The sequence below is a fragment of the Microbulbifer sp. TB1203 genome (assembly GCF_030997045.1).
Taxonomy (GTDB): Bacteria; Pseudomonadota; Gammaproteobacteria; order Pseudomonadales; family Cellvibrionaceae; genus Microbulbifer.
In genome coordinates, this window is record NZ_CP116899.1 from 4,081,110 (window position 1) to 4,099,722 (window position 18,613).

Annotated in this window: 24 protein-coding genes; 16 read left to right on the forward strand and 8 right to left on the reverse strand. The window is 51.2% G+C overall.

From position 1 onward, the window contains the following. Window positions 1-608: 608 nt before the first annotated feature. The 7 genes from PP263_RS17480 (at window position 609) to ltrA (PP263_RS17510) (ending at window position 8,604) form a co-directional block, all read left to right on the forward strand. Window positions 609-1,976: a reverse transcriptase domain-containing protein gene (locus PP263_RS17480; protein ID WP_308365107.1), complete on the forward strand. Its 1,368-nt coding sequence runs from the start codon at window positions 609-611 to the stop codon at window positions 1,974-1,976. A 35-nt stretch (window positions 1,977-2,011) separates the two neighbouring features. Continuing rightward, window positions 2,012-3,217 carry a group II intron reverse transcriptase/maturase gene (gene ltrA, locus PP263_RS17485; protein ID WP_308364412.1) on the forward strand — a complete coding sequence of 402 codons (1,206 nt, stop codon included), beginning with the start codon at window positions 2,012-2,014 and terminating at the stop codon, window positions 3,215-3,217. 10 nt (window positions 3,218-3,227) lie between these two features. Then, window positions 3,228-3,974, forward strand: coding sequence for a group II intron maturase-specific domain-containing protein (locus PP263_RS17490; protein WP_308364420.1), 747 nt, complete (start codon window positions 3,228-3,230; stop codon window positions 3,972-3,974). 142 nt (window positions 3,975-4,116) lie between these two features. Beyond that, a complete protein-coding gene (locus PP263_RS17495) occupies window positions 4,117-4,392 on the forward strand; it encodes an NTF2 fold immunity protein (protein ID WP_308365100.1) in 276 nt (91 codons plus the stop codon). A 92-nt stretch (window positions 4,393-4,484) separates the two neighbouring features. Continuing rightward, window positions 4,485-4,976, forward strand: coding sequence for a hypothetical protein (locus PP263_RS17500; RefSeq protein WP_308365108.1), 492 nt, complete (start codon window positions 4,485-4,487; stop codon window positions 4,974-4,976). A gap of 1,079 nt (window positions 4,977-6,055) precedes the next feature. Next, the gene (locus PP263_RS17505; protein ID WP_308364414.1) at window positions 6,056-7,363 is read left to right on the forward strand and encodes a reverse transcriptase domain-containing protein; all 1,308 of its coding nucleotides are present in this window, start codon (window positions 6,056-6,058) and stop codon (window positions 7,361-7,363) included. Between the two features lie 35 nt (window positions 7,364-7,398). After that, the gene (gene ltrA, locus PP263_RS17510) at window positions 7,399-8,604 is read left to right on the forward strand and encodes a group II intron reverse transcriptase/maturase (protein ID WP_308364412.1); all 1,206 of its coding nucleotides are present in this window, start codon (window positions 7,399-7,401) and stop codon (window positions 8,602-8,604) included. A gap of 138 nt (window positions 8,605-8,742) precedes the next feature. Here the strand turns inward: ltrA (PP263_RS17510) and PP263_RS17515 are convergent, their stop codons facing one another. Beyond that, the gene (locus PP263_RS17515; protein WP_308368669.1) at window positions 8,743-9,069 is read right to left on the reverse strand and encodes a hypothetical protein; all 327 of its coding nucleotides are present in this window, start codon (window positions 9,067-9,069) and stop codon (window positions 8,743-8,745) included. Here PP263_RS17515 and PP263_RS17520 point away from each other — a divergent pair. From PP263_RS17520 to PP263_RS17550, 7 genes are all read left to right on the forward strand, one after another. Continuing rightward, a complete protein-coding gene (locus PP263_RS17520) occupies window positions 8,968-9,213 on the forward strand; it encodes a hypothetical protein (RefSeq protein WP_308368557.1) in 246 nt (81 codons plus the stop codon). The two genes, PP263_RS17515 and PP263_RS17520, sit on opposite strands and share 102 nt — an antisense overlap. Window positions 9,214-9,341: 128 nt before the next feature. Continuing rightward, complete coding sequence (locus tag PP263_RS17525) at window positions 9,342-9,638, forward strand: hypothetical protein (protein WP_308365109.1); 297 nt, start codon at window positions 9,342-9,344, stop codon at window positions 9,636-9,638. Further along, entirely contained in the window at window positions 9,622-10,158 is a 537-nt protein-coding gene (locus PP263_RS17530; RefSeq protein WP_308365110.1) for a hypothetical protein, read from the forward strand. Before PP263_RS17525 ends, PP263_RS17530 begins: the two co-directional genes overlap by 17 nt. Window positions 10,159-10,369: 211 nt before the next feature. Then, window positions 10,370-10,906: an AAA family ATPase gene (locus PP263_RS17535; RefSeq protein ID WP_308365111.1), complete on the forward strand. Its 537-nt coding sequence runs from the start codon at window positions 10,370-10,372 to the stop codon at window positions 10,904-10,906. 71 nt (window positions 10,907-10,977) lie between these two features. Continuing rightward, on the forward strand, window positions 10,978-11,145 hold the full coding sequence (locus PP263_RS17540) for a hypothetical protein (protein WP_308365113.1): 168 nt from the start codon (window positions 10,978-10,980) through the stop codon (window positions 11,143-11,145). A 51-nt stretch (window positions 11,146-11,196) separates the two neighbouring features. Further along, window positions 11,197-11,382 carry a VOC family protein gene (locus PP263_RS17545; RefSeq protein ID WP_308365115.1) on the forward strand — a complete coding sequence of 62 codons (186 nt, stop codon included), beginning with the start codon at window positions 11,197-11,199 and terminating at the stop codon, window positions 11,380-11,382. A gap of 144 nt (window positions 11,383-11,526) precedes the next feature. Then, entirely contained in the window at window positions 11,527-11,913 is a 387-nt protein-coding gene (locus tag PP263_RS17550) for an MAPEG family protein (RefSeq protein WP_308365116.1), read from the forward strand. A 128-nt stretch (window positions 11,914-12,041) separates the two neighbouring features. Here the strand turns inward: PP263_RS17550 and PP263_RS17555 are convergent, their stop codons facing one another. Continuing rightward, a complete protein-coding gene (locus PP263_RS17555; protein ID WP_308365118.1) occupies window positions 12,042-12,692 on the reverse strand; it encodes an outer membrane beta-barrel protein in 651 nt (216 codons plus the stop codon). Window positions 12,693-13,659: 967 nt separating this feature from the next. Between PP263_RS17555 and PP263_RS17560 the strand changes: the two genes are divergently transcribed. Together PP263_RS17560 and PP263_RS17565 are read left to right on the forward strand one after the other, a co-directional pair. Next, window positions 13,660-14,001: an addiction module toxin RelE gene (locus PP263_RS17560; RefSeq protein ID WP_308365119.1), complete on the forward strand. Its 342-nt coding sequence runs from the start codon at window positions 13,660-13,662 to the stop codon at window positions 13,999-14,001. A gap of 2 nt (window positions 14,002-14,003) precedes the next feature. Then, window positions 14,004-14,315, forward strand: a complete 312-nt coding sequence (locus PP263_RS17565) for a hypothetical protein (protein WP_308365121.1) — start codon at window positions 14,004-14,006, stop codon at window positions 14,313-14,315. A 408-nt stretch (window positions 14,316-14,723) separates the two neighbouring features. Here the strand turns inward: PP263_RS17565 and PP263_RS17570 are convergent, their stop codons facing one another. The 6 genes from PP263_RS17570 to PP263_RS17595 form a co-directional block, all read right to left on the reverse strand. Further along, a complete protein-coding gene (locus tag PP263_RS17570; RefSeq protein ID WP_308365122.1) occupies window positions 14,724-14,945 on the reverse strand; it encodes a hypothetical protein in 222 nt (73 codons plus the stop codon). A gap of 249 nt (window positions 14,946-15,194) precedes the next feature. Continuing rightward, on the reverse strand, window positions 15,195-16,298 hold the full coding sequence (locus tag PP263_RS17575; RefSeq protein WP_308365124.1) for a zonular occludens toxin domain-containing protein: 1,104 nt from the start codon (window positions 16,296-16,298) through the stop codon (window positions 15,195-15,197). A 1-nt stretch (window position 16,299) separates the two neighbouring features. Beyond that, the gene (locus tag PP263_RS17580) at window positions 16,300-16,563 is read right to left on the reverse strand and encodes a hypothetical protein (RefSeq protein ID WP_308365126.1); all 264 of its coding nucleotides are present in this window, start codon (window positions 16,561-16,563) and stop codon (window positions 16,300-16,302) included. Window positions 16,564-16,565: 2 nt separating this feature from the next. After that, the gene (locus PP263_RS17585) at window positions 16,566-17,828 is read right to left on the reverse strand and encodes a hypothetical protein (RefSeq protein ID WP_308365128.1); all 1,263 of its coding nucleotides are present in this window, start codon (window positions 17,826-17,828) and stop codon (window positions 16,566-16,568) included. A 71-nt stretch (window positions 17,829-17,899) separates the two neighbouring features. Then, on the reverse strand, window positions 17,900-18,052 hold the full coding sequence (locus PP263_RS17590) for a hypothetical protein (RefSeq protein ID WP_308365129.1): 153 nt from the start codon (window positions 18,050-18,052) through the stop codon (window positions 17,900-17,902). 252 nt (window positions 18,053-18,304) lie between these two features. Next, window positions 18,305-18,601 carry a single-stranded DNA-binding protein gene (locus PP263_RS17595; RefSeq protein WP_308365130.1) on the reverse strand — a complete coding sequence of 99 codons (297 nt, stop codon included), beginning with the start codon at window positions 18,599-18,601 and terminating at the stop codon, window positions 18,305-18,307. Window positions 18,602-18,613: the final 12 nt, after the last annotated feature.

The window sequence follows — 18,613 nt, forward strand, 5'->3', positions numbered from 1 at the left end:
GTTTTTCGCAGTTGACGAGTTCGTGCACTACTGGCGAATTCAACAGAAAAGTTTTCGAAAGCGCAACCTGGTGTTCTACCACCAGTATCCTACCCACCATGCGAAACGGATTTGGTATGAAGCGCTGGGGACAATGAACCCTGTTAAGAGGAACCGTGAGGGGAATCGGAACTGCCAGTGTCAGGCGGTCGGGGGCTAGGATGGAGTGACATGATGAACATATGTGAAGAATCGTTGACGTCCCGTGAGACGCCAGATCTGCCAAAGACACTGATAGGCAGTCACCAAAACGGTAAGCAATCTCGGTCGTAACCTTGATAACGTGGGTTGCGCGTAGACACCGCATTGCCGGGATACAGATTCCATCTAACTCGCTCGTTAAGGTATTTATGCAGAACATGGCAATGTCGTAGAGCCTTCACGGAGGAAGAAGGTAGCCAGTGATGGAGCCGGAGACTCTGCGTCCATGAGATGGGGGAAAAAGCGAATGATTTTCTGTAATGGAGAATATACGGATTCAAGATTTGTCCGGCACGAAAGTGAGCAGACGTCCCCTCGGTGCTTTGTTGCGAGAGAATTTGCAGAATGGATTTTATGAAGGAAGGCAAATGATGGCTGAAAAAGCTGGTGCACCTTCAAGCGATGCCCAACGATGGCTGGCGATTGACTGGCCGGAAGTGGAAAAGCACGTTTATCGACTGCAAGTGCGTATCGCAAAATCTATACGCGAACAGCGGTGGGGTAGAGCTCGCGCTCTGCAACACCTGTTATCGCGCTCGTTTGCAGCGAAAGTATTGGCTGTTAAACGGGTCATATCCAATAAAGGAAGCCGCACAGCGGGTGTTGACGGGGTGCTCTGGACGTCACCGGGTCAATACTGGCGTGCGGCGCAAAAACTAAGGACAGCCGGTTATCGAGCGCAACCGCTGCGCAGGATCTATATTCCGAAAAAGAACGGCAAACGCCGCCCTTTAGGAATACCTACCCTTCACGACCGGGCAATGCAAGCGCTCTATGCGCTGGGGCTTAAGCCGATTGCGGAAACCACGGGAGATAAACATTCCTACGGATTTCGAGAGAAGCGCAGCCTGCACGATGCCTGCAAGCAAGGTTTTATTGTTCTGGCCCAAAGGACCGCAGCACAATGGGTTCTGGAAGCTGATATCAAAGCCTGCTTTGATCGCATCAGTCATGAATGGTTGTTGACGCATATCCCGCTGCCCAAGCGGGTGTTAAGGCAATGGCTTAAAGCGGGGTATATGGACAAGGAAGCACGCTACGAAACGGAAGACGGCACCCCGCAAGGTGGCATTATATCGCCGATCCTGTGCAATATGGCACTAGACGGTTTGGAAGAGTTGGTCGTTCCTGCCTCGCGCAGTCGCGGGCGCAGTAAACTGCACGTCATTCGATATGCAGACGACTGTGCGCCACGAAGGCGCACTGGAGGATGTGAATCCTCCGTGCAGCCGTGCTGCACAAGAGATGAGGGCGGGCCCCTCGGAGCCGCCGTGCAGGCGGAGGCTTCAAACCACCTACTGCTGCTGCACTTAAAAGGTGTGGTAGTGAGCGAGTATGGAAAAGGCCGGTCAAGAACCGGTCAGGTAAGGGCCGTGAAGTCGAACGCAAGTGAACCGCTGATGACGTGTCGAAAGCGTAGGGACGACGTCAAAACCGGGGGGAAGTCGTTAACCCGGGATAAGTCTGGGAGAAACCTGTCTACTGCCCAGGCGGCGTCCGGCATAAAGGCGGCGAGAACACGGCTCAGGCTCTTGTGTGGAACGTGGGAACCTGTCACCCCGATGCTAAGGGAGCGATGCAAGTGGAAGCCCCACGAGTATCTGAGTACCAATGCGGGGTACAGGGGCGGAGCAACCTGTAGTAGTGAGGAAGGCTCTGTAATGGAGCTGGAGCGAAGGGGTTGCCCTATCCAGCCTGAGACAAGAGTGCAACCAGCAATGGGAGGACACTCTTGAATCAGGCGAAGTCATTTCCTATCACTAAACGTCAGGTGTGGGAAGCCTACAAACGAGTCAAGGCCAATAAGGGCGGGGAAGGCGTAGACGGTCAGACCCTGGAGATGTTTGAAGAGAAGCTGGAAGGCAATCTCTATAAACTCTGGAATCGACTGGCGTCTGGTAGCTACATACCCCCACCGGTCAAACGCGTGGAGATTCCCAAGGCGGACGGTGGTGTTCGTCCACTGGGAATTCCAACGGTTGCGGACCGGGTTGCCCAAATGGTAGTCAAACAAGCCCTGGAGCCGGACCTGGAACGTCATTTTCATCCGGACTCCTACGGCTATCGGCCGGGCAAGTCAGCCCGTCAGGCGATTGGACAGGCGCGCAAGCGCTGCTGGCGCAACGACTGGGTCGTTGATCTGGATATCAGGGGTTTCTTCGATAACATCGATCATGAACTCTTGATGCGAGCGGTGCGCCACCACACCCAAGACAAATGGGTGCTGCTCTACATCGAGCGATGGCTGACAGCCCCGGTGCAACTGAATGGTGGGGCATTACAGGAGAGGACCAAGGGCACCCCGCAAGGGGGTGTGGTCAGTCCTCTGCTGGCGAACCTGTTCTTGCACCATACCTTCGATGCGTGGATGCAAAGGCACTATCCGAGCATTCCCTTCGAGCGGTACGCCGATGATAGTGTTTGTCACTGCCGCACACGGAAGCAGGCCGAACATCTGAAAAATGCGCTGGAACAGCGCTTTGCAGATTGTGGACTGGAACTTCATCCGGAGAAGACCAAGATTGTCTACTGCAAAGACGACGATCGACGTCTGGACTATCCCGCCACCAGTTTCGATTTTCTGGGTTACACCTTTCGCCCGAGAAGATCGAAAAATCGGAAGGGAAAGTTCTTCATCAACTTCAGTCCGGCGATCAGCAACAAAGCGGCGAAAGCAATCCGGCAGGAAGTACGCAGCTGGAAACTGCATCTGCGCAGCGACAAGTCACTGGAAGACTTGGCAAGGATGTTCAACGCGGTGATCCGCGGCTGGATCAATTACTACAGCGCATTTTACAAGTCAGCGCTGTATACAACCCTCCGGCGGATTGACCGTAGGCTCGTAATTTGGGCAACTCGCAAGTTCAAAAGACTGCGGGGCCACAGGAGGCGAGCAACCCACTGGTTGGAGCGTATTGCGCGCAGACAGCCGGGGTTGTTTGCCCATTGGCGTTTATTACATGGACAGGCTGGGTAGGAGGAGCCGGATGAGCGGAGACGTTCACGTCCGGTTCTGTGAGCGCCTCGGGGGGAGGGTCCCCGGGGCGACTCGACTCATTATTACAGGGAAGAGTCCAGCTGCTCTGGAGGAAGAGGTTCGGCCAAAGGTTGAACGTTTCCTGGCAGAGCGCGGATTACAGCTCTCAGAAGAGAAAACGCGCATCAGTCATATTGAGCAAGGCTTCAACTTTCTGGGCTTTCATTTTAAAAAGTACCGAAAAACCTTGCTGATCCAGCCTCAAGACGGTAAAACCCGAGAGTTGCTTATGAAGGTGCGAGGCGTGCTGAAGCAATATCGCGGCATTCCGTTTCACGCCCTACTGGCAAAACTCAACGCTGTGATCAGAGGCTGGGCCTATGCGTATCGACACGTGGTAGCAAAAGAACGCCTGAGTTACGTCGACGACAAGATCTATCCACTGGTGAAAAAGTGGCTTCAAAGGGAACACCGATCTAAGACGTGGGCATGGATCAGAAAACGCTACCGTGAGCGCTTCAAAGGTCGTATTGAGTACGGGTGCTACTATCCGACAACGTCGGGTCCAAAACTCATACGGTTGTTCAAGGCCAGTGACCTGCCGATTCGGTATCACAGCAAGATACGCAGTGATGCCAATCCATATGATCTGGAGGACAGCGATTACTTTGAAGCGAGAGCCAAGAAGCAGCGGGTGAATGCACGACGGGATCGAAGGTTCCTGAACAGCTCGTCGTATGAGAAACTGGCCGCCTAAATGGAGGCCATATTGGATATGAATAGGTGGGTCGCTTGTGCGGCCTTCAAAGGGCTTGAGCTGTATGATGGGAAACTATCACGTACAGTTCTTATGGGGCGAAGGGCCGCAAGGCCCTTAGCTACCAGGTTTGCGAAGAGCCATGACGACAACAATTGCACTTCTTCTGTTAGTTTCGGCGCCATCGTTTGCTTCCGAGTGTAACCGAGAATTAGCTAAAGAGGTGGGCATAAAAGCCATTAAGAGTAAGTTTCCGAATGAGCATAAAGAGCACAAGCCTTTTGCGGTAGCTGCAGACAAGCAGTTCTGGTTTGTAGTCCCGGCGGTAGTGGGGAAATATTCACGTGGCGGTGGTGCACCGGAGGCCGTCATTGAGAAAAAATCTTGCAGGGTAGTCCGAGTGTCCCTTGCCAAGTAAGCAAATAACCAGGCCATGCTGCGGACGGCCTACACAACGCGCTTCGCGCTAAATACGTTCCGGCCACCACAGATGGCAACGTTAGCAATCATATGAAAAATCTACCACTTTTATTAATTCTCGTAACTTTATGTAGTTCAATTATGGCGAGTCCCTTTACCTATGATATCCAATATGCAGGTTACGATTTTGATCAATATGATTTAAAAGGAAATGCCAATTACGAAATTTTTGTAAAAGAATTCCGTGAATTTCCATGGAAAGACCAAGTTGGGAAAAGCAATGGTGGCTCCGAACCAACTATTTCAGTAAAGAATCAACAATCGAACATAGATCTATGGGTCTCAGTCATTGGAAGTTCGGATGAATACGCCTATTTAGTTGGCATAGTTCAGCCTAAAAAGGTAAAAACCTTATTAGGCTTCGGAAAAGAAAAGGAAGTACTTTGGGTGAGCGCCTACGTCTTTGAACAAGCCGAATGGGTAGAACAGGCATTTAAATTGTATTTTGAGGGTAAAATTGGAGTACTAAATTCCAAATTATCCGATTTAACTGTATTTTTTGAGCAAGAGGCTAGACAGTAAAGTGCTAACAAACTGGTCAACTCGACCTCCACTGCGCAGCTTGTTTTGTGCTTTAGTAGCACAAAACAAGCTACTCCGTTCCGTCGAGTTACCAGGGCGTTAAGCGGGAACACTATGAAGCGAGTAATACTTCTACTTTTAGCTTATGCATTCTCAGTATCCGCAAATTCGGTTGAGATCGAATCCGCATATGAACGTATGCTTCTGATCTGCTCAGAACATCCTGACTTCCGGCCGTCGTCAATTGATTTTTATGACCCACAGAATAGCCAGGCTTTCGAGCGTGAATTTTACGAGCTAGCGTTGAAGCTCCACGAGCAGGGAATAGAATCGATGGAATTCCTTTTGGACAAAGTAAAAAGCAGCCAACATGAGCATGAAGTATTTTGCGCAAAACGTGTTCTAAATACATGGCCAGGCTAATGCTTAACAAACTGTTCCAGTACATTCCGGCACCTTCGGTGCCTCCATCGGACAGCCTTTACAGCGCTTCGCGCTTCCAAGGCCGCCGCTGAACAAGGGCGTTAGTGCGACAAGCAAAGCTTGTCGCATCTTGCAGGGTGAAAGTCCCTGTCGGGTAAGGCCTAGCCAGCCACCCGTATCGAGTCTTGCGCGCTGTGCGGAACCCGGAAATTAGGAATATTTGTGTGGCAGGAAGCACAAGGCGAACAAGCAGCGTGAAGCGTAGACAGAGAATTACATAGGCCATAGGGCGTGCCGTGCGCCTGAAGTGTTGGTATCGCTCCGAAAATAGCGAATCCTGGTTGACGAGGCTTGTAACGCCGTCGAAGTCCATGCAAAACAGCCGCCAAGGGCGAGGTTGTGGCGAGCCAGCGGAGTTATCAAACCGTGGCATGTGTAAAGAGATGCGACAGGAACTTGTGAGATCCAAGGAGGTTCCCGCAGGAAGTGGGTAGGGCTGCCGAGTAAAACGCGAGGCGAACGAAGGCCCCTTGGAAGTCGGATCGGTTCATAGTAGTCCGAAAGCGGGAAAGCCGCTTGCATGGCGAAGGGGCCGACAATGGAATCGTGGCGTTTAACAGAAACATAGTCCGGACAGGGTAGGGCTGGAAACCACTATGACAACCGCCTTAAACGCCATAGCATTTAAAGCACGTACCCATCCCCGGCACCGGTTTCAGAATTTATATGGAGAACTGAATCCCGGTTTGCTGACGCGGGGCTGGGCTAACCTCAACAAGCGATCTGCTCCCGGTGTGGACGGCGTAGAAGCCGAAGACTTCGGGGCGCGATTGCCGGAAAATATCCACCGCATCCATCAGAATCTCAAGGCAAACCGCTTTCGGGTAAATGATGTAAAGCGGGTATACATCCCCAAGGCAAACGGCGCAGAGCGTCCCCTCGGACTGCCCACGATAGAAGACAAGCTGGTGCAGCAAAGTGTTGCGGAGTTACTCCAGAGCATCTGGGAGCAAGACTTTTTGCGCAATAGCTACGGCTACCGCCCGCACAAAAGCGCGCATCAAGCCGTACACAGCTTACAGCTCAATCTTCAGTTCAAGGGCTACGGGTACATCGTCGAAGCGGATATTAAAGGCTTCTTCGATAACATGGACCACGGGTGGCTGCTGCGGATGCTGGAACAGCGCATCGACGACAAACGTCTACTCAACCTGATCAATCAATGGTTGAAGGCGCGCATCATCGAGCCGGACGGCCGTTATCACAAGCCGCTTAGCGGAACCCCGCAAGGGGGCGTGATCAGCCCGGTGCTGGCCAATATCTACTTGCACTACGTGCTCGACCTGTGGTTCGAGAAAAGGGTCAAGCCCGGACTCAGGGGGCGCGCCATGCTCATCCGTTACGCGGACGACTGTGCGCCACGAAGGCGCACTGGAGGATGTGAATCCTCCGTGCAGCCGTGCTGCACAAGAGATGAGGGCGGGCCCCTCGGAGCCGCCGTGCAGGCGGAGGCTTCAAACCACCTACTGCTGCTGCACTTAAAAGGTGTGGTAGTGAGCGAGTATGGAAAAGGCCGGTCAAGAACCGGTCAGGTAAGGGCCGTGAAGTCGAACGCAAGTGAACCGCTGATGACGTGTCGAAAGCGTAGGGACGACGTCAAAACCGGGGGGAAGTCGTTAACCCGGGATAAGTCTGGGAGAAACCTGTCTACTGCCCAGGCGGCGTCCGGCATAAAGGCGGCGAGAACACGGCTCAGGCTCTTGTGTGGAACGTGGGAACCTGTCACCCCGATGCTAAGGGAGCGATGCAAGTGGAAGCCCCACGAGTATCTGAGTACCAATGCGGGGTACAGGGGCGGAGCAACCTGTAGTAGTGAGGAAGGCTCTGTAATGGAGCTGGAGCGAAGGGGTTGCCCTATCCAGCCTGAGACAAGAGTGCAACCAGCAATGGGAGGACACTCTTGAATCAGGCGAAGTCATTTCCTATCACTAAACGTCAGGTGTGGGAAGCCTACAAACGAGTCAAGGCCAATAAGGGCGGGGAAGGCGTAGACGGTCAGACCCTGGAGATGTTTGAAGAGAAGCTGGAAGGCAATCTCTATAAACTCTGGAATCGACTGGCGTCTGGTAGCTACATACCCCCACCGGTCAAACGCGTGGAGATTCCCAAGGCGGACGGTGGTGTTCGTCCACTGGGAATTCCAACGGTTGCGGACCGGGTTGCCCAAATGGTAGTCAAACAAGCCCTGGAGCCGGACCTGGAACGTCATTTTCATCCGGACTCCTACGGCTATCGGCCGGGCAAGTCAGCCCGTCAGGCGATTGGACAGGCGCGCAAGCGCTGCTGGCGCAACGACTGGGTCGTTGATCTGGATATCAGGGGTTTCTTCGATAACATCGATCATGAACTCTTGATGCGAGCGGTGCGCCACCACACCCAAGACAAATGGGTGCTGCTCTACATCGAGCGATGGCTGACAGCCCCGGTGCAACTGAATGGTGGGGCATTACAGGAGAGGACCAAGGGCACCCCGCAAGGGGGTGTGGTCAGTCCTCTGCTGGCGAACCTGTTCTTGCACCATACCTTCGATGCGTGGATGCAAAGGCACTATCCGAGCATTCCCTTCGAGCGGTACGCCGATGATAGTGTTTGTCACTGCCGCACACGGAAGCAGGCCGAACATCTGAAAAATGCGCTGGAACAGCGCTTTGCAGATTGTGGACTGGAACTTCATCCGGAGAAGACCAAGATTGTCTACTGCAAAGACGACGATCGACGTCTGGACTATCCCGCCACCAGTTTCGATTTTCTGGGTTACACCTTTCGCCCGAGAAGATCGAAAAATCGGAAGGGAAAGTTCTTCATCAACTTCAGTCCGGCGATCAGCAACAAAGCGGCGAAAGCAATCCGGCAGGAAGTACGCAGCTGGAAACTGCATCTGCGCAGCGACAAGTCACTGGAAGACTTGGCAAGGATGTTCAACGCGGTGATCCGCGGCTGGATCAATTACTACAGCGCATTTTACAAGTCAGCGCTGTATACAACCCTCCGGCGGATTGACCGTAGGCTCGTAATTTGGGCAACTCGCAAGTTCAAAAGACTGCGGGGCCACAGGAGGCGAGCAACCCACTGGTTGGAGCGTATTGCGCGCAGACAGCCGGGGTTGTTTGCCCATTGGCGTTTATTACATGGACAGGCTGGGTAGGAGGAGCCGGATGAGCGGAGACGTTCACGTCCGGTTCTGTGAGCGCCTCGGGGGAGGGTCCCCGGGGCGACTCGACTTGTTGTAGCGTTTCAGTACCGCGACGAGGCCAACGCCTTCTACCGAGCGTTGCCATCGAGATTAAAGCAATTTAACCTTGATGTCGCGGCCGGTAAAACATCGCTCAAACGCTTCAGCCGCTTTCATCCGGGCCAGGAGCGGAGCTTTGAATTTCTGGGTTTCAGGTTCTATTGGGATGTTGACTTCGGTGGCGGACCTCGTCTGCGGCGGAAGACCGCCCCGAAGAAACACAAATCTCTGCTGCAAGCGCTCTACACATGGATCAAGGAGAATCGCCACAAACGGCTGAATCGCCTGATGCCCATGCTGAAGAGGAAGCTTGACGGAATCGGGAATTACTTCGCCCTGCCGGACAACAGTCTGAGCGTATCCCGTATCTACGGGCATGTTTTGCATAGCCTGTATAAGTGGTTGAATCGACGCAGTCAAAAGCGGAGTTTCAACTGGGTAGGCCTGAAGGAAATGTTGAGATATTACCGAATCCAGCCGTTAACAGTGCGTAAGCGCGCTGTCCCGGCGGATTGGTACTGAGGGGCCTGTGCTTTACACGGGCAATGATTCTATTGAGGAGCCGGATGCGGTAATTCCGCACGTCCGGATCTGTGTGGGGGCGTCCCGGTGACGGGGCGTTCTACCACGACTATCTGTATAGGAACCTTATGAGAAGCCTAGTTTTTCTATTATTTTCACTTTCCCTTTTAGCCTGTAGCGAAGGGCAAGTGGGGGAATTCACCTTCAGGAAAACTCTGGAGTGTGACCTTGTAAAATTGTGTGAAGACGATCAAGAATGTGCTGCTGCTGTTAAGTCTCAGATTAAAGGATGTATGGAAATCAGTAAATGGCGTAACTTTCTCAGCAATCAAGATGATGAAGTAGAGCTGAAGCGATTTACAACAGAGTTCTATGCCTGCATCGTTGATTCTGAAGGAAGCCCGTACTTTGAAATCAATCTATAGATATAACCGAAGTATCAACTACGTGTCTGCGGCGCCGGACAGCCAGGGACGTGGCTTCACCACTGGTACCGGTTATGAACGGCATTATGAGCTAACAAGCATCATGATTAAGTGCCTTCTAAGCTTTGCGTTATTAGGGTCTGGCAGCTGCGCTCTAGCAGTTGGGCTTCCAAAGAACACTGAAGTGACTCCTGAAAATGCTGAGATGCTCTCTATCAAACTGACAAAGATGGATTCTGGAAGCTCGGATACCTATCTATATCGACTTGAATTTTCAGACCAGCTTGAAGAATGTTCAGCGGGTCGCGTTCAAACTGCACTGATAAGTGGCGGAAATGAAATCTCAGCCTCATCTATGGATTACCAAGTAGGGAGTTCTAAACCCAGCATATTATTTCACATGCCCACCTTGGGTTATGACATGGCGGTTACTTTGCAGTATTGCTGTTCTAGCGGGTTTTCGCCCGGATGTAAGAAATCGCTTTCGATACAGTCAGTTAAGAGTTTGGCACAGGAATGAAGACTGCTCATGATAATCGCAGGTTAAGTCAGAACCCCAGGCCAATATAAGATATCGCATCGAGAAATCGAGAGAAATGACTAAAGACCGTAGAGCCCAAGAGCTCTAACGGACAAGGATAGATCGCGCGAAGCCGCGATCTTATAATGCAATGCGCACAATGTAAGCCCAGTCTGATTGCGAACATTAGGCGCCGGAGGAAGGATACATCTTGAGAAGCCACCACTTCTATGTCATCACTGGTGCTTCGGGAGCTGGCAAGTCAACTCTCTTAGCGGCTCTGAGTGAGATTGGATATTCAACCGTCCCGGAAGTAGCCCGCGCAGTCATGCGGGAGCAATTGGAATGCAACGGCAGCATCCTTCCTTCGGTTGATCGAACAAAGTTCATGAAAGAAGTCCTAGCTCGCAGCGTCCAGGACTTTGAAGCGGCTCAATTCTTGAAACCGCCCGTATTCTTTGACCGCGGCATTCCGGAATGGTTACGGTTATTGGGCCAGGACGCAACGCCCCGCCATATGGCGGCAGCTCATTGTCGCTATGCCGATACCGTGCTTTTGGCGGAACCTTGGCAAGAAATTTACGTCTGCGATCGCGAGCGTCACGCGAGCTTCGAACGAGCAGCCCGATCTTATGAACCAACGGTGTCAGCTTATGTCGATGCGGGGTATAGGACTTGCGTTATCCCCAAGGTATCTGTACAAGAGCGAGTAGCATTCGTTCTTGCTCAAGTAGAAGCGGTCGCCTAATAATTCATTCAACTCGCTTCGCGGCCCGGCTTAACTTAGACATTAGGCGGCGCAACGAATAGGAGGCTACGATGGCAAAGATTACTGGAATCGGTGGAGTCTTCTTAAAATCCAAGGACGATAGCGCCACGCTGGCAGCGTGGTATCAGACGCACTTGGGCATGCAACTGGAAGACTTTGGCGGCGCCATACTCAAATGGCCGGACGACAAGGCTGAAGACCGAGGCCTCACTGTGTGACATCTCGCGGATAAAGACAGCCAATGGTTCAGTCCGAGCGACTCTTCCTTCATGATCAACTACCGCGTCGACAACCTCGATGAAATGCTTGCACAACTGGATGCGGCCGGTGTGGCAGTCATTGGTGGCCCAGAGTCACACGAGAACGGCAAGTTCGCATGGGTCATGGACCCGGATGGAAACAAGATTGAGCTTTGGGAACCGATGCTCTGGGACGACAAGAACAAAGGTGCCTGAAGTCCTTGCCCACGCTGCCTAAAAAATCGCTCTAGTATGCCCAACTGACGCCTGCGCCGGACCCTACGCTATGCGCTTCGCGCATAGGCAGTGTAGGCAGCCGCTCAGGCATTATGTCTCCAAGTTACCCACAAAGGAGTTTCAATGAACTACGTACACATCGTTGCAGTGCTAGCAGTCCTTCAGTTCTTTCTGTTCGGTATTCTGGTTGGACGCGCCAGGGCAGCGTATGGAATTAAGGCTCCTGACACTTCCGGCAACGTCCACTTTGAGCGTGCTTTTCGCGTACAAATGAATACGCTAGAGCAACTAATCGGTTTTCTTCCCGCCTTGCTCATTGCCGGCCTATATTGGCCGAACGCGATAATAGCCAGCATCGGGGTGGTCTATCTGGTTGGCCGATTTCTTTATCGGCAGTTGTATATTTCGGACCCTGCACAACGCGGCCTCGGCTTCCTTCTGACAGTTATCCCTACATTCGTTCTTTTGGCCGCAGCGCTGATTGGCGCAGTTACCCGATTCGTGGCCTAACGATTCGTTCAAGACGCGGCCTCGGAGTTCTGCCACGGCATCTACGTTGCTCTCCTCGCGGATATGAAAAGAGTCTGGAACGCTGACAGACGGGTGTGGCCGCCGCTGCCGGCGGCCGCGGAGCGGGATTAGAAATCCATGCTCAGGGAGAGCGTGGACATGGTGATATCCGCATTGTCGGTGGGGTACAGGGTGTGCTCCAGGGAGTAGGTCCACTGGTCGATCCGCCAGTTGATAAAGGCTCCGTAAAAAGCATCCTGCCCGTCTTCGTTCGTGGACAGCAGCTGTGCGGAATCGTCTGCGATGGTTCCCGAGATCACGTGGATATAATCCACCTGGGCTTTCGTTTTCCACTTGTGGTAGCCGAGCCGAATGCCGCCGGAATACGGCTTGCTGGAGTCGGTGCTCAGCACCGCGGCCAGGGTTCCGGTGGAGCCGGAGACCTCCGTGCGGTAGGTTTTCGATTCGGAGCCATTCGCTTCCATGATGTATTCGTGTTTGTCTTTGCTTTTGCCGAAGTTGCTGTAGCCTGCTTCGAAGGCGATATAGTGATTCAGCCGGTAGCCCAGGCTGACAGTTTGCCCCCTTGGGACCTCAAGAGAGACTTCTGCGTCGGTACCCAGCTCTTCTTCGATCGCACCGGCGACGAATTCTTCGACCACAACCGCATCCGGATCAACCATTCCATAGCCGGCTTTTGCATACCATTTGGGTTCCAGCACCGATGCGTCGGCTGCCGAGGTAAGGACAATGGCCGAGCATAGAATCGCTTTCTTCATTTTTTCTATTCCTTCTGGCTGATCCCAGCATAAATAAAAAAGCCCCGACGATAACCGAGGCTCTTCAGGAAATGGTGCCCAGAGGCGGAATCATACCGCTGAGACGCGACGTTGCAGTTCTTCGAAATGGGCTGTGCGGCAGCTATTTATCGTCAAAACCCTTTAAAAGTCAATGACTTGTCGGTCAGATCAGGAACCTGTTCACAAAGCTATAAACATTCAATCCCCTAGGGGTATCTCTATTCTCGAACAAGGTAGTCCGGGACAATGTCGCAAATTGCCGACAGGAACGGGCTGTGGGGTACCTATAGAAAATTACCGCTTAAAAAATGTGAACCACCGACGCGGGAATTTCCACTCCCCTGCTTGAAAGATCAGCTTTCAGAACTTTGTGTGCGATGGTCTTCAATGCCAGGCTGATTAAGACGAGATAATTGCGATATTAAATCAACGATTTGAACCGGAGCCCTGTGGATCTGCGGCGGTTGCCAATTTCAGGGCTGGGTATTTTGCGTTGACACTTGGCGGGAAATTAGTGTCTTTGCGAGGGCATTAAAAAAACCCGCGAAAGCATACGCTGACGCGGGTTTGAAAATGGTGCCCAGAGGCGGAATCGAACCACCGACACGGGGATTTTCAATCCATCTCAAGGAGCCTCATTCGTCCACAGTATCCCACAATGTCTTATAAATCAATAAGTTATAGATTCTTTCCACCACTTAGTCCCGCTTTACGCCACTGCTATGTAGTCAGAATGTAGACAGTGCCACGGCCACCGCTCGAGGCTACGATCTGGGTGCCCTACAAGCTTGGCAGTGTGGACATCAGGGGGCTCCGCCCCCCAATACCCCCGCCAGCGCGACGCGCTGGAGCTCCGACACAAGGTCTACGCTGACGCTTCGCGGCAGTTGACCAGGAGGAGGCCACGCCAGTTGACAGGTATACGCATAATGCGCATACTTCCGCCATGGATGCCACCTTCGTAGAAATGCCCCCGTTTCAGCGCCACAGGGCCGACTACCTCGATGATGAGGAGTACCGGGCGTTGCAGAATACCCTGATGCGAAATCCCGAGGCGGGGGACGAAATTGAGGGTACTGGCGGGCTCAGGAAGCTGCGATTCCGCCACAAGGGGCGCGGCAAGGGGACCCGAGGAGGCCTGCGGGTCATTTACTACTGGTACAAGCGGGAGCAACTGTTCTGGCTGTTTGTGGTGTACAGCAAGGGCGAAGCTGCCGACCTGACACCGGAACAGAAAGCTGTACTGAAAACGATGCTGAAAGCCGAGCTAAAGGCGAGGAGGAACTAATTATGGCCAAGCGAGACATATTTGCTGAACTGGTCGAAGGCATGGAATCCTTGCGCCTGGAACGGGAGGGGAAGGCTACACTGCGGACCTTCACCATAGAGGCATTACCGCCGGTGGAAGCTAAGCCGGCGGAAGTTGTTCGGGTACGCAATAAGCTGCGCATGTCACAGCCGGTTTTTGCCCGTGCCCTTCGGGCAAATCCGCGCACCTACCAGCGCTGGGAACGGGAAGGCGTTAAAGGGCCCCAGGCTGCGCTGGTTAAACTGATTGGTAAACACCCGGAACTGATCAAAGAGTTAGAAGCCATGAAATAAAAAGGCCGCCCACAAAGTGCGGCCTCTTCAACTGGGTTCGCTTTATAACCGCTCATAGACGGGTGGCCACACGGGCCGGAAGACCGCCTGACGCTAACTGCGCCATCCCTACACACACTCAGTAGCAAAAGCCCTAGATCCCTGTCTTTGTCTAGAAGGACGCTTCGCGGCAGTTAACGCCAAAGGGGGGCAAAGAATAAGGCCGCCCCGAATGAGGCGGCCCAGGTGCCATGGTCGTTGGTGAGGCGCCATGGCGACGCATCGATTGCCATGGTGTCAGAGGTGGTAATAACACCGAGCTGTTAGATGCGTCTAGCCAACATGAAGGACCCCTTGGCTAGTCGTTGCATGAAAGATTCTACATCAAAAGGTTTCACGCGTGAAACTTTTTCAGGGCCAGCAAGTAGATTAGTCCTCATAGGTTATCGGAAACCACCTACCAATCCACTTGGAAGGAATATAACCCTGCCGCGTCATCCAAAGATAGGTGCCATCACAATAGTGGTAATCGGCTATGACATAAACGTCACCAGTATCAATTTTACGAACGCCGAACTCGTTGAGTTCAACAACGCAAGTATGGCCTTCTCTTGGTGATTCGGTAATAGGGTGCCAAATGACCTTGCTCAATTGAAAACTCCATAATCAAACCGAAGAAGCACCAGTATGTAATATGTTGTATGTAGCCTACAACATACTACATACAAAATTTGGCTATGGCATGTATGTATTGTATGTAAGTACGATACATACAATACATACATATCAGAGGTGCAGGATAAAGTTTCACACGTGAAACCTTTTAATGGTCGGTGGAGTTGAAGAAATTGAAAGGCATCAAGCCCCTTACCGGTGGTGGAGTCTTCGCTACGCTCGGACTCAACCACCGGTAAGGGGCTTGATGTTAATCAATGAATCATTCACGTCTTCAGATCTGCAAGAGATATATCCGTTAAAATCAGATCCAACAATTCTTACCAGGCATTTATTAATTGCAGTTACTCGATACCCGAGACTAATCAAGGAAGCAGGTTTAATAGAAAACTGATCTAACCCTCTATGAACACTGAAACGAAAATCGGTGTTAGGAAATACACCGTTATTGAAGGAAATGTAGATATCTGCCTTATCTAACAAGCCATGATATTTTGGTACCTTCCTTTGGGGGGTAGACTCTGTCTGCAGTTTTTCGGGACTGCTAGAAATGCGTGGTGGGCTAGAAACTTGAGAGTTATGGACTTCTCTCCCAAACATTTTCCCAAATATGTAGGAGCCGGCAACAGGAACAATAATGATGGAAGCAATAAGAGCAATAACAGAAGTTTTAACTCCCCATCCTTTGAGAACATTGAATCTAGTGTCAGTCCTTGATTCGTCACCCGCTTCACCAGTCTGAGACTCGGTGTGTGATTTATAACACTGATAAATTTCCGGTTTATATGCTCCGTATATCTCTCTCAAACGCTTGGATAATGGCGGGTTTGGCCCAGTAATAGGTCCTTGAAAAATGTCGACTCGGTATCTATTAGACTTGCCGACTAAATCTAGTTTAGTAGTCCGATAGGTCTTATCTACAAGGACCCTGGCAAAGTTTGCTATTTGAGATAAATCTTGTGTTAAGAAATATATCTCGGAAGATTTTCCATTGCTGCCGACTTTATGACGGTGCATGGATAAGAATTCTTTATGTTGATCTAAAGCATTGTTGGCCTTAAGTCCGGAAGGCCATAAGCGCCATAGTTCATCGAGCAATATAATAGATCCGGGCTCGAAAACATCATCAAACCAATCCGGGTTATCAAGTACTTCTTGCATCTCAAATTGTTGTGCCAACTCCTGCGTGCCAGGCGGCAATTTGTCCGGAACAAGTGGTATATTGGTAAAGACCTTCCGTCCGTCATGAAGGGCTGGGAGTATAACCTCGCTCACAGCAGAGTATGATTTCCCAGATCCTTGTAAACCAACAAATGCGGTAATAGCCATATCAACCAACCACCGGCAAACGACGAATGATGAAGCGACCCGCTATCGCAAGAGAAATAACAGTCGCACCGTATTTGAGCTCAGATACTTGAGCAAAAAACCAGACAGACTCTGGAACCTGAGAGACCAGAGAGCCTAAATTGTTGGCAAAATCCGGCACAGGAATAAGTTCCAAAAGATATGCAAAAGCATTAAGGATTTTCTCCCAGCACCACTGAAAGAACGCCCCCAATTCATCTTTAATCCATTCAAAAATTCCGCTCATAATCATGCACTCGCAAAATGTCTTATTCCTACAATAGTCCAAAAAATCATAAACAGAGTGCTAAGCAGGCCTGCAACCTGTTCGTATAAACTACAGTGAAAGTCCATCGTAAAATGGGTGTCGAAGATTTCAAAGGTAGGCGCCGGGCAAGAAGGATTATCGGGAATTCCTGAAAATGCCTCACCTAAGGAACTGAACATTTGAACAAGGGGAATCTGTTCCAGGCGGCCATAATAGCCAGCCACTGCGCTCTCTAGATCACCATGCTCTGTGGCAGTATGTTCGGGAAGACTCCCGGATGAAATACAATCAAGATAGGTAGAGGATTCTGGATCACACTCACCAGTACCATTTGAGTTTGAGAGTTTTTCAGATATCTCGGATAATCCACCTGTCAGCGTAGAATTAACCTGGTCGACACTGTTTCGAACACCAGATATCTCTGATTGAATACCAGAAAGATCCTGAGAAACCCGATTAGAAAATTCTTCGGATTTAATGCCATTCTCGCGAATCGCTCTCTCAACATTTGAAAAATCATCTTGCAATTTATTGTCAATGGCTGTTGCAAGGGACTCTGGATCTAAATCGGCTACTGGTGTAACCGGATCGGAATTCGGGTCATTGGCTTCATTACCGTCGGCGTTGCCGTCGTTATCTGGATGGTCAGGGGAGGTGTCAGCAATGGACGTACAGGAATATTCATAGTCGGAAGGGCTGAAGTAAGTAAACGCCTCTGTTTCCGCACTGCCGCAAGAGTAATTTTCACGAGCAAAATCAAGACAGGTTTGATAGTCAAAACAGTCCAGGGGGCAAATTGAAACAGCAAGGATTATATCGCCATTGGGGCAGCTCTTCAGCGGTGGCCGATCACAGTCTACATATCCTAGATCAGCGCCAGCATTTACAGGCAAGCCATCTTCACAGGTTTCAATAGGAGCGTCACACTGAAATGTATCTGGATTCCAGGTATCACATTCCTCTGTGGAAAAATAAAGTTGTCCGGGAGTGGACCAAGAAACGTCGGTAGAGCAAGTTGAGTCATGGCCTGCATCAGGTATGCCAGTTGCCCCCGTTATCTGTCGTGCATAATGATCAGGATAGATCATTGAGCCTAAGGCCAAGCAAGCGGCGTCAGCAGAAGCGTAGAGATCAGTATTGAAGTCTCCATACTTCGCCCAATAGGACTGTGAAATTGCGGGCAGGCTAATCAGACTTAAGAAGAATACCCCAGATAACCACCGCAGAAACGAAACCCATAACATAAAAAGTCCAGTACCATAAGTGCAACATAATTAAAACCAAAAAAATGGGCGGGATAACCCGCCCGATGTTTTCAAGAACCTTTGCGGATAGCGGAAAGGAGAATTCCCGCACCCTTACGAGCCAGCAAAAGGCCTACCATTGCAATCGCAATAGTGCCGATGGCGGCAATTATAAGTGACCAGTCAACAGCGCCGGTAATCGCGTCAATAGTTACTTGATCCATAATAAACTCCAAAACTAAAGTGTTTTAACTGCAAGGTATAATTGGCGAGCGGCGAAAGTAACTACCATACAAACCGAGAGACTACCGAAGCCCGCCGCGAACATCGCACCTAGCATTGCTGGTTCTAGCTGCGATGGATCGAAAGGGATGGAATAAGATGCAAACTCCCATCCCGTCGAACACTGTGGAGAGCCATTTGAATTGGATATCTCGCCGGCACATACAGCCAAATAGCTCATGGGTTTTACCTACCTAAGCGGCCTTAGATGCCGATGAGGCTGAAGTCTTCTGCCCCTTATCCAGGGGCATGAGAGTCAGCTCAAACGGATTGAGTTCGAGATTCTTGAACCGGCCCACGCGAAAGTTGCGAATATCCAACTCATAATCACCGACAGGAAATGCATCTGCCACACTACGTAGAGGTACCTCGATCTCTTGAGGAAAGGCGCCTCCAAAATGGGCATAGGCATTCTGGTAATAGCGGACACCGGTCTTTGTGGTGCGGCTTTGTGGCTGGTTGTGACCTTCAATAATACTGACTTTCAACATGATGTTTTCCTC